General features: G+C 42.9%; 12 protein-coding genes. 6 read left to right on the top strand and 6 right to left on the bottom strand.

The window, feature by feature from the left end:
* Positions 1 to 32 precede the first annotated feature (32 nt).
* A complete protein-coding gene (locus tag ACFSTG_RS04710; RefSeq protein ID WP_380748964.1) occupies positions 33 to 362 on the bottom strand; it encodes a HesB/IscA family protein in 330 nt (109 codons plus the stop codon).
* Positions 363 to 638: 276 nt separating this feature from the next.
* On the opposite strand from ACFSTG_RS04710, the gene thiL reads away from it, so the two are divergent.
* The gene (thiL, locus tag ACFSTG_RS04705) at positions 639 to 1,691 is read left to right on the top strand and encodes a thiamine-phosphate kinase (protein ID WP_380748962.1); all 1,053 of its coding nucleotides are present in this window, start codon (positions 639 to 641) and stop codon (positions 1,689 to 1,691) included.
* Here the strand turns inward: thiL and ACFSTG_RS04700 are convergent.
* From ACFSTG_RS04700 to ACFSTG_RS04690, 3 genes are all read right to left on the bottom strand, one after another.
* Positions 1,688 to 1,984, bottom strand: coding sequence for a hypothetical protein (locus ACFSTG_RS04700; RefSeq protein ID WP_380748960.1), 297 nt, complete (start codon positions 1,982 to 1,984; stop codon positions 1,688 to 1,690). The two genes, thiL and ACFSTG_RS04700, sit on opposite strands and share 4 nt — an antisense overlap.
* Positions 1,985 to 2,010: 26 nt before the next feature.
* Positions 2,011 to 2,784, bottom strand: coding sequence for an alpha/beta fold hydrolase (locus ACFSTG_RS04695; protein WP_380748958.1), 774 nt, complete (start codon positions 2,782 to 2,784; stop codon positions 2,011 to 2,013).
* Positions 2,785 to 2,874: 90 nt separating this feature from the next.
* A complete protein-coding gene (locus ACFSTG_RS04690; RefSeq protein WP_380748956.1) occupies positions 2,875 to 4,167 on the bottom strand; it encodes an aminopeptidase P N-terminal domain-containing protein in 1,293 nt (430 codons plus the stop codon).
* 249 nt (positions 4,168 to 4,416) lie between these two features.
* On the opposite strand from ACFSTG_RS04690, the gene ACFSTG_RS04685 reads away from it, so the two are divergent.
* The 4 genes from ACFSTG_RS04685 to ACFSTG_RS04670 all read left to right on the top strand — a co-directional run bounded on the left by ACFSTG_RS04685 (position 4,417) and on the right by ACFSTG_RS04670 (position 9,154).
* On the top strand, positions 4,417 to 5,079 hold the full coding sequence (locus tag ACFSTG_RS04685; RefSeq protein WP_380748954.1) for a succinate dehydrogenase cytochrome b subunit: 663 nt from the start codon (positions 4,417 to 4,419) through the stop codon (positions 5,077 to 5,079).
* A gap of 12 nt (positions 5,080 to 5,091) precedes the next feature.
* The gene (locus tag ACFSTG_RS04680) at positions 5,092 to 7,095 is read left to right on the top strand and encodes a fumarate reductase/succinate dehydrogenase flavoprotein subunit (protein WP_380748952.1); all 2,004 of its coding nucleotides are present in this window, start codon (positions 5,092 to 5,094) and stop codon (positions 7,093 to 7,095) included.
* A gap of 79 nt (positions 7,096 to 7,174) precedes the next feature.
* Positions 7,175 to 7,918, top strand: a complete 744-nt coding sequence (locus ACFSTG_RS04675; RefSeq protein ID WP_380748950.1) for a succinate dehydrogenase/fumarate reductase iron-sulfur subunit — start codon at positions 7,175 to 7,177, stop codon at positions 7,916 to 7,918.
* Positions 7,919 to 7,996: 78 nt separating this feature from the next.
* Positions 7,997 to 9,154 carry a methionine aminotransferase gene (locus tag ACFSTG_RS04670; protein WP_380748948.1) on the top strand — a complete coding sequence of 386 codons (1,158 nt, stop codon included), beginning with the start codon at positions 7,997 to 7,999 and terminating at the stop codon, positions 9,152 to 9,154.
* Here the strand turns inward: ACFSTG_RS04670 and ACFSTG_RS04665 are convergent, their stop codons facing one another.
* Positions 9,155 to 9,673: a DUF1440 domain-containing protein gene (locus ACFSTG_RS04665; RefSeq protein ID WP_380748946.1), complete on the bottom strand. Its 519-nt coding sequence runs from the start codon at positions 9,671 to 9,673 to the stop codon at positions 9,155 to 9,157.
* 102 nt (positions 9,674 to 9,775) lie between these two features.
* On the opposite strand from ACFSTG_RS04665, the gene ACFSTG_RS04660 reads away from it, so the two are divergent.
* Positions 9,776 to 10,555, top strand: coding sequence for an amidohydrolase (locus ACFSTG_RS04660; protein ID WP_380748944.1), 780 nt, complete (start codon positions 9,776 to 9,778; stop codon positions 10,553 to 10,555).
* Here ACFSTG_RS04660 and ACFSTG_RS04655 read toward each other — a convergent pair.
* Positions 10,542 to 12,155 (bottom strand): Ig-like domain-containing protein, encoded by a 1,614-nt coding sequence (locus ACFSTG_RS04655; protein ID WP_380748942.1) that lies wholly within the window; start codon positions 12,153 to 12,155, stop codon positions 10,542 to 10,544. The two genes, ACFSTG_RS04660 and ACFSTG_RS04655, sit on opposite strands and share 14 nt — an antisense overlap.
* Between the last annotated feature and the right edge of the window lie 22 nt (positions 12,156 to 12,177).

Genomic DNA, 12,177 nt, shown 5'->3' with positions numbered 1-12,177 from the left:
AGGACTGAATCCTTATTGCCGGTATTAGCAGATCACAGAGAGAAACTCTCACCGCAACCGCAGGTTCTTTGTGCATTGGGGTTATTGAATACAAAACCTTTGCCATTTAAGCCCCCCGAGTACTCCAAAATGGTTCCGGCCAGGTAGAGCACGCTTTTCTTGTCGATCACAATCTTGATCTCGTTATCTTCTATAAGGCGGTCTTCATCGGCCTTCACTTTGTCGAACTTTAGCTCATATGAAAGTCCTGAACAACCACCGCTCTTTACCCCCACACGAACGAAGTCCTGCAGGGCGTCGAAACCGTCTTCGCTCATGAGGTCTGATATCCTTTTCTTGGCGCCTTCGCTTACCTTGATCATACGCTTATAAAGATTAATTCTAAATTACGTTGCAAATATAATACAAACTATAGGTTTAACCATGGTAAAATGCATCAGAAAAAGGAATATTAATATCGACTGCTGCTATGGGGTAAAAGGATGTTTTTTTTATGTGAAGTTGTTTTTAGCGTCTGGTTTACAGAGAGCTAAGTGTGCTGAAGATTCCATTGCACGGTGTTTTCCTTAATTTTCCTCTCCCGGCCCTTATTTTGAATTATTTACCTGTAATTTTGCAGTTCACAACAATTTAAGATTATGTTTGAAAATAGTCGGGAGAGCAGAACAAGCCTTTCAGAATATGGAGAGTTTGGATTGATAGACCATCTTACGAAGAATTTTTTGGTTACCAGTGAGGCAACCATAAAGGGAATAGGGGATGATGCTGCTATATTAGATTTCAAGGACAATAAAGCAGTGGTTACAACAGATATGCTTTTGGAAGGGGTTCATTTTGACCTTTCCTATATGCCGCTAAAGCACCTGGGATATAAAGCAGTGATGGCGAATTTGTCTGACGTTTATGCCATGAACGCCACCCCAACTCAGATCACTGTTTCCTTCGCGGTTTCTAACCGGTTCCCGGTTGAGGCTTTAGAGGAGCTTTATGCAGGGATAGAACTAGCTGCAAAACTTTACAAGGTTGACGTGGTAGGAGGGGACACCTGTTCCTCAAAAACGGGTTTGGTCATCAGCATTACCGCTCTGGGTGCAGCCAGGGAAGAGGATATCGTCTACCGAAGCGGGGCTCAGACTAATGACCTTCTCGTGGTGACCGGAGACCTTGGGGCTGCATACATGGGGCTCCAGGTGCTGGAAAGAGAAAAAGAGGTTTTTAAGGTCAATCCCCGGTCTCAACCAGACCTTGATGCTTATACTTATCTTATCGAGCGGCAGCTAAAACCCGAGGCCAGAAAGGATATTCCGCCCCTTTTCAAGGCGCTTGATGTCAAACCCACTTCTATGATCGATATTAGTGACGGACTTTCCTCGGAAACCATCCATCTTTGTAAGAACTCTAAAAAAGGGGTATACCTTTACGAGGAAAAAATTCCTCTGGATCCTGCAGTGATCTCTGTTTGTGAAGAATTCAAGCTGGACAGTACTACTATCGCGTTAAGCGGAGGAGAGGATTACGAACTTTTGTTCACGATCGCTCAGGCAGATTTCGAAAAAATCAAGGCGAATCCTAATTTTACGGTAATAGGGCATATGGCCGAAGAAGGAGAGGGCATGCACTTGATCACCAGGGGAGACCAAAAGGTCCCTTTGATCGCACGTGGATGGAATGCAATGAAGGAGGAGGATTAAGAAGCTTCAGAAAAAACTTTTCGGTTCCTTCGGCGTTCATAATAGTTGGCCAGGAAGGCATTTGTTTCACGGAACTTTGGTGTAAGTTTTTCCAAAAGACCTTGTGCAGTGTCGGTCATTTCCTCTCCACATCTGCAACATTTGTACTCCTTAATATGATCTGTGATCAATTTGGATACTTGCAGGCGGTGGCCCAGAAATGGACATAATAATTTTCCAGGTAAAAACATCATTAGGGATTTTAGGGTTTCCATAAGGTATTTTTCGATGGTTTGGTATGTTAAAAGTATCAAAATTTTGTCACAAAACGATAAAATACCTATTTTTTCGATGAAATACACAAATTTATGAAATCTTGTCGGGCTTCCATATAGGTCAAATGTCCTCCCGGAACCCCATAAAATCTACAGTTACTGCGATTTGCTAACTTCTTGATGTCATGATAGTTCATAATAGGATCTAATTCTCCCGCCACAATAGCTTTTACACCCTTGTAATTCTTTAATGTTTCAAATTTATTTGTACGAATTTTCATACCTTTTAATGCGGCCGTAATGCCCTTTACAGAGAAATTGTAGGCTCTTTCTTTCAATACATTAACTTCCTTTTGGTATTTCTTTTGGTTTTCAGGAGGGAGTAAATTGGAGATGGCCATACTTACATATGCTTTCTTGTTTTTTTCCGCCAAAGCAACAGAACGTTCCCGAATAGTTTTCTTCTCCTCATCATCCTCCTGCGGGGTGGAATTCAACAGCATTATTTCCCCGGACATTTCGGGATACCTTTCCATAAAGGCAAGGGTTACATATCCTCCCATTGAATGGCCAATGAAATTGGATTTTTCGATCTTGAGGTGATCCAGGACAGTCTTTACACTCTCTGCCATTAGTTCCATAGAATGGATCTCATCGATGACCTCAGAAACTCCATGGCCGGGCAGATCAATGGTGATGACCCTGCCATATTTTGAAAATTCAGGGATAAATTCTGTCCAGATTTCTTTGGATTCAAGAAATCCATGTAGCAATACGAGGGTTTCTCCTGTACCTTCTGAAGTGTAGTGGATTTCCTTGGTTTGAAATTTGATCTTCATTTTCAGGCATTTTTCTTCAGCAAAAAAAGAAAGCCACAAAACCCTTTTTTGAAAAGTGATCTGTGGCTTTCTTTATAATAATGCGTAGTTTTAAGAGTTCATAATATCTTCGATCTCATCTGCTTCAATGGGGATATTACGCATCAGGTTGAAAGGTTCTCCTTTTTCCTGGATAACCACATCATCTTCAAGACGAATTCCGAAGCCTTCATCAGGCAAATAGATTCCCGGTTCAACAGTGAATACCATATTTGCCTGCATTGGTTCGTACAGTAATCCGTAATCATGAGTATCCAATCCAATATGATGCGAGGTACCATGCATAAAATATTTTTTGTACGCCGGCCAGTCAGGATTCTCATTTTGAACATCAGCTTTATCCAGCAATCCCAGTCCAAGTAATTCTGAAGTCATCAGTTTTCCAACTTCCACATGATACTCCGCCCAAAGGGTTCCCGGTACCAACATCTTAGTGGCATCGTTTTTCACCCGGTTTACAGCATTGTATACTTCTTTCTGGCGTTCGGTGTATTTTCCTGAGACTGGAATGGTCCTGGAAAGGTCACTGGAATAATTGGCATATTCCGCTCCGGTATCCAGCAGGATCAATTCCCCTTCCTTACACTGCTGATTGTTCTCAATGTAGTGCAATACATTCGCATTTTTTCCGCTGGCTATTATTGGTGTGTAGGCGAATCCACGGGAGCGGTTACGAATCATTTCATGCCAGTACTCGGCCTCGATCTCATATTCCCAGACACCCGGCTGTACGAATTTTAATGCTCTTCGAAAGGCTTTTTCGGTTATGTCACAGGCCTGCTGCATAAGATCCAGTTCTATTGGATCTTTTATGGAACGCAGGCGCTGCAGGATAGGATTGCTCTTTGCTGCCCTGTGAGCCGGATATTGTTCCTTACACCATTTGATGAATCTGGCTTCACGGGTTTCGGTCTCTACATTAGCGCGATAATGTTCATTTGTGTTGAAATAAATTGTCTCGCACTGGGTCATTACTTCAAAAAACACTTTTTCGAAATCTTTCAGCCAAAACACATTTTTAATGCCCGATACTTCAAGAGCTTTTTCCTTGGTGAGTTTTTCTCCTTCCCAAACGGCTATGTGGTCATTGGTTTCAGTCAAAAACAGCATTTCCCGGTGTTTTTCATTTGGGGCATCGGGAAAAAGGACAAGTATGCTTTTCTCCTGGTCTACTCCGCTCAAATAAAAGAGGTCGCGAGCCTGTTCAAAAGGAATGGTACTATCGGCCCCAATGGGATAAATATCGTTTGAGTTGAATACTGCTAAACTTTTAGGCTCCATTTGGGCCGTGAAATTTTTACGGTTCTTTATAAAGAGATTTTTGTCAATTGGATGATATTTCATGAATGAAATTTTAGTGTGTGCCACAAATTTAGAAAATTAAAGGCGAGTAGTGCGGAAATCGAGGCGAAAATCCAACGGAAACTATAACTGAAATGTTTCCTTATTTCAAAGGTTTGAGGGGGATATAATTCCGGTAAAAATGCTTACTTTAAACCCATTCTAAATAACGGGGAATTAAAGTATTAATCTTTGGTAATGATAGGAAAGGGAGTATTTTTGTGTTAAATATTCATTAAAACATTCTAATCAATGAGTGGAATCCTCAAATCATCCATAGCAAGAAAATTTGTTATGGCATTGTCAGGACTCTTTCTAGTCTTGTTCTTACTCCAGCATTTTCTTATTAATTTTACTTCTGTTTTAAGTGCGGACGCATTTAATGAAGTTTCTCATTTCATGGGGACCAATTTTTTTGTGCAGTTTTTGTTACAGCCGGTCTTGATCCTGGGGGTAATTTTACATTTCGTGCTCGGTATTGTTCTGGAATATAATAACAGAAAGGCCAGAGTAAAAAGTTATGTTCGTTTTAACGGAAGTGCCAACTCTTCGTGGATGTCCAGAAACATGATCTGGACCGGACTTGTGGTACTGGCTTTTTTAGGGCTGCATTTTTATGATTTTTGGTTTCCGGAGATCGTACACAAATACGTTCAGGTACATCCGGAAGATCCTACGCGGTATTATATTGAAACAGTTTCGAAATTTAACGATCCTGTGAGAACAGGATTATATGTTATCTCCTTTGTTTTCTTAAGTCTTCACTTGCTGCACGGTTTTTCATCGTCTTTTCAGTCTGTGGGATGGCACAAAAAGTTCTATAAGGGAATGAGAGGAGCAACTGTAGCCTTTTCAATACTAATCCCCCTAGGGTTTATTTTTATTGCCGTTTATCATTACATTAATCAAGTTTAAAAGGGAAGGTGTATGTCAGTTTTAGATTCAAAAATACCAAAAGGGCCGCTTGAAGATAAGTGGACCAATTATAAGAACAGTATTAACCTTGTTAACCCAGCCAACAAACGTAATATAGATATTATCCTGGTGGGTACAGGTTTGGCCGGCGGTAGTGCCGCAGCCACTCTTGCTGAACTTGGTTACAATGTAAAGACCTTTTGCTACCAGGATTCTCCGCGACGGGCGCACTCGATTGCCGCGCAGGGAGGTATCAACGCTTCAAAGAATTACCAGGGGGACGGAGATTCAGATTACCGTCTTTTCTACGATACCGTAAAAGGAGGTGACTACCGCGCCCGTGAAGGAAACGTGTACCGTCTTGCCGAGGTGTCTGGTAATATTATCGATCAGTGTGTGGCTCAGGGAGTTCCTTTTGCACGTGATTATGGTGGGCAACTTGATAACCGCTCTTTTGGAGGGGTTTTGGTTTCCCGTACGTTCTACGCTAAGGGTCAAACCGGGCAGCAATTGCTTTTAGGTTGTTATTCTGCCATGAACAGGCAGATCAACCGTGGTAAGATCCAGTCTTATACCCGTCATGAAATGCTTGATGTGGTTCTCGTTGGCGGAAAAGCCCGTGGGATCATTGCCAGGGATCTTGTGACCGGAGAAATTGAAAGACACAGTGCACATGCCGTTGTGATCGCTTCGGGAGGATATGGAAATGTCTTTTATCTTTCAACCAATGCAATGGGTAGTAACGCGACCGCAGCCTGGAAAGTCCATAAAAAAGGAGCCTTTTTCGCTAACCCATGTTTTACTCAAATTCACCCAACCTGTATTCCGGTTTCCGGAGATCACCAGTCTAAATTGACGTTGATGTCTGAATCCCTACGTAATGATGGTAGAATCTGGGTTCCGAAGAAACTGGAAGATGCCAAGGCAATTCGTGAAGGCAAATTGAAACCCATAGAACTTGCTGAAGAAGACCGGGATTACTACCTGGAAAGAAGATACCCTGCATTCGGTAACCTCGTACCACGTGATGTTGCCTCCAGAGCTGCAAAAGAGCGTTGCGATGCCGGTTATGGAGTGAATAAAACCGGGGAAGCTGTTTACCTTGACTTCGGAAGTGCTTTTATGCGCTACGGAAAGGAAGCGGTTTCCACTCAAAAAATTGAAAATGCGTCCGAAGCTCAGATCAAAAAACTGGGTCAAAAAGTTGTTGAAGCCAAATACGGAAACCTTTTCCAGATGTATGAAAAGATCGTTGATGAGAACCCGTATGAGACTCCAATGAAAATATATCCTGCGGTTCACTATACCATGGGCGGACTTTGGGTTGATTATAACCTTCAAACTACTGTCCCTGGATTATATGCCGCCGGTGAAGCTAACTTCTCAGATCACGGTGCTAACCGTCTTGGAGCTTCTGCATTGATGCAAGGTCTTGCCGATGGTTATTTCGTACTTCCTTATACCATGGGAGATTACCTTGCAGCAGATATCAGGACCGGCGCTATCCCTACAGATAGTCCTGAGTTTGATGAAGCAGAACAAAAAGTACGAGGACAACTTGAGAAACTGATGAACGCCAAAGGAACCAAATCTGTTGATCACTTCCACAAACGCTTAGGTAAGATCATGTGGAACAAGGTAGGAATGTCCAGAAACGCTGTTCACCTGAAGGAAGCGATCGTTGAGATCAAGCAGTTGAGGGAAGAATTCTGGAATGATGTTCGTGTTCCCGGAGAAATGAATGCAATGAATACTGAGCTTGAAAAAGCGGGTAGAGTAGCAGATTTCCTTGAATTGGGTGAGTTATTCGCTAAAGATGCGCTTCACAGGGAAGAATCCTGTGGGGGTCACTTTAGAGAAGAGTATCAAACCGATGAAGGGGAAGCCCTTAGGGATGATGAGAACTTTATGTATGTAGCAGCCTGGGAATTTACGGGAGAACCCGCCAATGCGATTTTGCATAAGGAAGAGCTCAATTACGAGAACATTGAAGTTAAAACTAGAAGCTATAAATAGAATTGAGAAGTTAGTATTGAGAAGTGAGATATTTGTCACCAACTCAATACTCCATACTCAATACTCAATACTATAAAAAATGAATCTTACACTAAAAATATGGCGTCAAAAAGATGCCAACGCCAAAGGAGGCATCGAGACCTACCAATTAGGAGGGGTCGAGGCTGATATGTCTTTTCTTGAGATGCTGGATGTTCTTAACCAGGATTTGATAGACAAAGGAGAAGAACCCGTGGTATTTGATCATGATTGCCGTGAAGGAATTTGTGGAACCTGTAGCCTTCAGATCAATGGAGAGCCACATGGTCCCGATCGCGGAATTACGACCTGTCAATTGCACATGAGAATGTTCAACGACGGAGACACTATCGTTATTGAGCCATTCAGGGCCAAGGCATTCCCGGTGATCAAAGATTTGATCGTAGACCGATCTTCCTTTGAAAGAATTCAGCAGGCAGGAGGTTATATTTCTGTGAACACTTCAGGAAATACCCAGGACGCCAATGCTATACTTGTGCCAAAAGATAAGGCAGATACTGCTTTTGATGCGGCCACCTGTATTGGTTGTGGAGCCTGTGTGGCTGCCTGTAAAAACGCCAGTGCGATGTTGTTTACTTCTGCGAAAATAAGCCAGATGGCTTTGCTTCCGCAGGGGGAAATTGAGGCAGACAGACGTGTTCTTGCGATGGTAGAACAAATGGATAAAGAAGGTTTTGGAAACTGTACCAACACCGGAGCTTGTGAAATAGAATGTCCTAAAGGGATTTCTCTTGAGAATATCGCGAGAATGAACAGGGAATACCTGAGAGCCAGCGTAAAATAACATTTTTTAACTATCAATAATGACAGATCCCGGACTTTGCAGTCCGGGATTTTTTTTGCACCTTAAATAAAAAATCCAATGTCAGCAGTCACTAATATTTCCTCCAAACTTCCGAAACATCAAACCAGCATCTTTTCAGTCATGGGAAAAATGGCCCGTGATCACGGGGCGGTGAATATGTCGCAGGGATATCCAAACTTTGAGACCGATGAACGCCTGAAGGACCTGGTAACAAAGGCCATGAAAGACGGATATAATCAGTACGCTCCTTTGGCCGGTATTCCGCAGTTAAGGGAACAGATAGTTAACAAGATCGAATCCCTGCATCATAAAAAATATGATACCAACAAAGAAATCACTGTGACGAACGGAGCGACCCAGGCCTTGTTTCTTGCCATTACTGCCTTTGTGCAGCAGGGTGATGAGGTGATCGTATTGAAACCCGCCTACGACAGCTATGAACCGGCAATAGAACTTAATGGTGGGAAACCGGTGCTGGTGCAGATGAAAGGAAAGAATTACGAAGTGGACTGGAATGAAGTGAAGCAAAAGATCTCTTCCAGAACGAGTATGATCATCATCAATACCCCTCATAATCCAAGCGGCAAGGTCTTTTCCGAAAACGATATGCAGGAACTTGAAAACCTGCTGCGTGAAACCAACATCATCCTTTTAAGTGACGAGGTGTATGAACATATAATTTTTGACGAGACGCAGCATCACAGTGCCTCGGCATTCCCGGCACTTGCAGAAAGAGCTGTAGTTTGCGCCTCCTTCGGGAAAACCTTTCACAATACCGGCTGGAAAATGGGTTATTGTGTTGCGCCTTCAGAATTAATGGCGGAAATATGGAAGGTGATGGAGGTAAATGTATTCTGCGTGCATCACCCTACCCAGCGTGCCTTTGCCGAATACCTTAAAAACCCTGAACATTATCTGCAACTGGGGAAATTCTACCAGGAGAAGCGGGACAGGTTTCTTGAACTGGTCAAAGATACAGCCTTTAAGGCTATTCCGGCAAAGGGTACGTACTTTCAGCTCCTGGATTATTCTTCTATCACAGACGAGCCGGACGTTGATTTTTCCAAAAGACTAATAAAGCAGTATGGGCTGGCGAGTATTCCCGTCTCGGTTTTTAACAAAAACGGCCTCGACCAAAAACAACTCAGGTTCTGTTTTGCAAAGACAGAGGAAACATTAGTAAAAGCCGCAGAGATCCTTAAGAAGATAACCTGATCAACGGTTTTCCTGCTGTTGTCTCAGTTTGTCATTTACAAAGCCTCTGACAATTTCGGTGGTAACACCAAAAATTACGTGAGCCAGCAATTCGTGGGCCTGGGTTTTCAATGGAATTTTCTCCGGACTTTTTTCCAGACCCATAAGGGGCAAACTGGTCTCGTGGGTTGAAGCCCATGTGGTTCCTCCCAGAATGAACCCGTCAAGGATATTTATCTCATCTGAATCCCTTTTCCCGTAGCCATAAGCGGCCCCAACGGTGGCTCCAAGAGGAATGTTCACCAATTGTTCTGCAATTCCTTCGTTCTCGATCTTTATAGGGGTACCGGTAAGTTTCATTGAAAGCTGGTCAACCATTTTTATCTGTGCAGATTTTTCATCGATCTTCCTCACCTGTAAAAAACGTTCAACGGTAGATTTCAACGCGCTACCGGCAAGGCCACCTATGAAACCTGCAAGAATTCCGCGGGAAGCATTAGAAGGAAAATTATCTTTTTCAAAAAAAGTATTTAAGTTCATAACATCAATTTTTTCTCGAATAAAGCTATTTAAACTGCTACAGGGAAACAACCATTTAACATGTATTTAGCAGCGTCTCGCTCATTTTTGATAAATTTACGTATGGCAGAAAAATTAAAGACAGCATTGCTTCAGGCAGAACTGGTTTGGGAGGATCCTGAAGCCAACAAGGAATATTTTCAGAAAGAGATAAATTCGCTCTCGCAAGATGTAGATCTCATCATTCTCCCCGAGATGTTCACCACCGGATTTTCCATGAACGCGGAAAAATTGGCCGAGGAGCACCAGGGACCATCGTTCAGGTGGATGCAAAAAATGGCTTCGGAAAAAGATGCGGCTATAACCGGTTCGATCATTACCTCTGAAAAAGGTCATTTTTATAACCGTTTATATTTTGTATTTCCTGACGGCACCTCTCAAAAATATGATAAAAGACACACCTTTACCCTGGCAGGGGAAAATGAGGTGTATGCCTCCGGAAGTGCGAAACTCATAGTTACCTATAAAGACTGGAAGATCTGTCCTCTGGTTTGTTATGATCTTCGATTCCCGGTTTGGTCAAGAAATACTGAAGATTATGACCTGCTCCTGTTCGTTGCCAACTGGCCTGCGCCCAGGGTGCATGCCTGGGATGTTCTATTACAAGCCCGTGCTATTGAGAATATGAGCTACTGCATTGGCGTGAACCGGGTTGGCAGGGACGGAAAAGATCTGGATTATGTGGGCCATTCTGCCGTTTATGACAGCCTTGGAAAACAGGTTTCCCCCAAACAATTTGAAACTGTTTTTACAAAAGAAGTGGTCCTCGAAAAGGATCATCTTAAACAAACCCGGACCCAGCTGAGATTTTTACAAGACCGGGATTCCTTTACCGTACATTAAAGGGCTGGGAAACATCCCAATTTGCCCGCACATCCAGAACATCAGGAAAGTAAACTACTTTTTCGGGTTGCCTTCTCTGCAGAAAACTTCCGGTGTCCCATATCCTGTTCTCATTAGAGTCATAAATAAGTCTCAGAAGGTATTTCCCGGGTTTAAGGTTCCGGAAGTCTGCTGTTGTGCCGCCGGAGCTGTATCTTTCTGCCTGTACCTTGCCCTTTTCATCGGTTAACTGTATGATCACAGGAAAATTTTGCACTCCCTGTAAAATGAGGCTTAAATTCCCGTAGTCTGCAAAAGACTGGGTGCGTATACGTGTGCTTATGGTGTCATTTTTCTTTCCGAAGAAATCTGTAAATGCTCCCGGTAGAGCAGTAATAGTGTATGCCTGGTCTTCCTGCTTATCAAAGGACATTTTGTACTCATTTCTCCACTCATCATAAACGGCAGAGAAAACCACCGGCAGGGTATCCTTGTCTGTGATCCTGATTAGGGAATCATTAGTGCTGGCAAGTGGGATCGTGGGAAGAATCCTGAGGTCCTGATCAAAATTGATGGGGGATTTTGGCTCGAAACTGAACTGCAGGGAATCGGACTTCATTTCTTTCAGGCGGGTAATGAGAGTATCGCTGTAAACCCTCATCTGAGCCACAAATTTAATTGTGTCCCTTTCTGTAGCAGGTTTATACCAAAAATGTAAGGTATCTTTTTCAGGTTCCTTAGTGAGTCTGGATTCAAAGGCTCCGGGTGCCGGAGAGATCATGTTGATCTGTAGGCTATCAGGTATTACAAGGCCTTCATATCCCATAATTAGATGCTGTTGGGCTTTTTGCTGAGGCCTTAAAAACCTGAACGGAGCGATCTCCCTGAACAGACTCAGATCAAAAACCGAATCTGTAGGAATATTGATATACTTATCTGCAAAAGCTACCTTATCTGTACCCGCATCAAAAAGGTAATTATTGTTCACATCTCTCATTCCAACCAGTTGATAAGTTCCTTCCTTCAGGTTATTAAGTTGAAAGGTTGTCGCACTGTCTAGGGTATTGGTGATGTACCGGGGGGTCCTGTTATAGATAACCGAATCTGTATAGGTGGAATCTACCTCGTACAACATTACAGAAATAAAAGGATCGGGGGCTTTCAAAAGTGCATCGGAAACATTTCCGGTTACGGTAAGGGAATCTATATAAGGTCCCGTAGAAAAAGCATAAGTGAAAAAATCAAGCGGATTCCCTTCATTATTGTCGGTAATACTTCTTCCGAAGTTAATGGTGTAAGTGGTATTAGGCTGCAAAGTATCATTGATGCGTATACGAATAGATTTGCTTGCCGTACCCAGAGGAGTGATCTCCGGCCGCGGATCCATGGGAGGAGAAATGATAATTTGGCGTTGTGGATCGTTCATCTTGATATATTCATCAAAATAGATCCTAATCTCATTTGACTTAAAATTAGTGGTGAAATTCTCAGGCCGGGCCCTAACGTATTGAGGCGGGTCGGTATCTTCGGGTCCTCCGTCGGGCGTTCCCCGTTTTGCACAACTGGCGAGCGTAAGAATTAAAGTGATCACTAAGAGTACCCTAAACCCCGTTCTTTTCATGAAATGAGAATTTTTACAAAGA

The organism is Salinimicrobium flavum, assembly GCF_042684505.1.
Taxonomy (GTDB): Bacteria; Bacteroidota; Bacteroidia; order Flavobacteriales; family Flavobacteriaceae; genus Salinimicrobium; species Salinimicrobium flavum.
Note: the sequence above shows the minus strand (reverse complement) of the source record. Positions and strands in the feature narration are given on the sequence as shown.

Excerpts from the sequence above, each read along its gene's own strand:
- ACFSTG_RS04710 (WP_380748964.1), bottom strand. The coding sequence starts at position 362 with ATGATCAAGGTAAGCGAAGGCGCCAAGAAAAGGATATCAGACCTCATG.
- thiL (WP_380748962.1), top strand. The coding sequence starts at position 639 with ATGTTTGAAAATAGTCGGGAGAGCAGAACAAGCCTTTCAGAATATGGA.
- ACFSTG_RS04695 (WP_380748958.1), bottom strand. The coding sequence starts at position 2,784 with ATGAAGATCAAATTTCAAACCAAGGAAATCCACTACACTTCAGAAGGT.
- ACFSTG_RS04690 (WP_380748956.1), bottom strand. The coding sequence starts at position 4,167 with ATGAAATATCATCCAATTGACAAAAATCTCTTTATAAAGAACCGTAAA.
- ACFSTG_RS04685 (WP_380748954.1), top strand. The coding sequence starts at position 4,417 with ATGAGTGGAATCCTCAAATCATCCATAGCAAGAAAATTTGTTATGGCA.
- ACFSTG_RS04680 (WP_380748952.1), top strand. The coding sequence starts at position 5,092 with ATGTCAGTTTTAGATTCAAAAATACCAAAAGGGCCGCTTGAAGATAAG.
- ACFSTG_RS04675 (WP_380748950.1), top strand. The coding sequence starts at position 7,175 with ATGAATCTTACACTAAAAATATGGCGTCAAAAAGATGCCAACGCCAAA.
- ACFSTG_RS04670 (WP_380748948.1), top strand. The coding sequence starts at position 7,997 with ATGTCAGCAGTCACTAATATTTCCTCCAAACTTCCGAAACATCAAACC.
- ACFSTG_RS04665 (WP_380748946.1), bottom strand. The coding sequence starts at position 9,673 with ATGAACTTAAATACTTTTTTTGAAAAAGATAATTTTCCTTCTAATGCT.
- ACFSTG_RS04660 (WP_380748944.1), top strand. The coding sequence starts at position 9,776 with ATGGCAGAAAAATTAAAGACAGCATTGCTTCAGGCAGAACTGGTTTGG.
- ACFSTG_RS04655 (WP_380748942.1), bottom strand. The coding sequence starts at position 12,155 with ATGAAAAGAACGGGGTTTAGGGTACTCTTAGTGATCACTTTAATTCTT.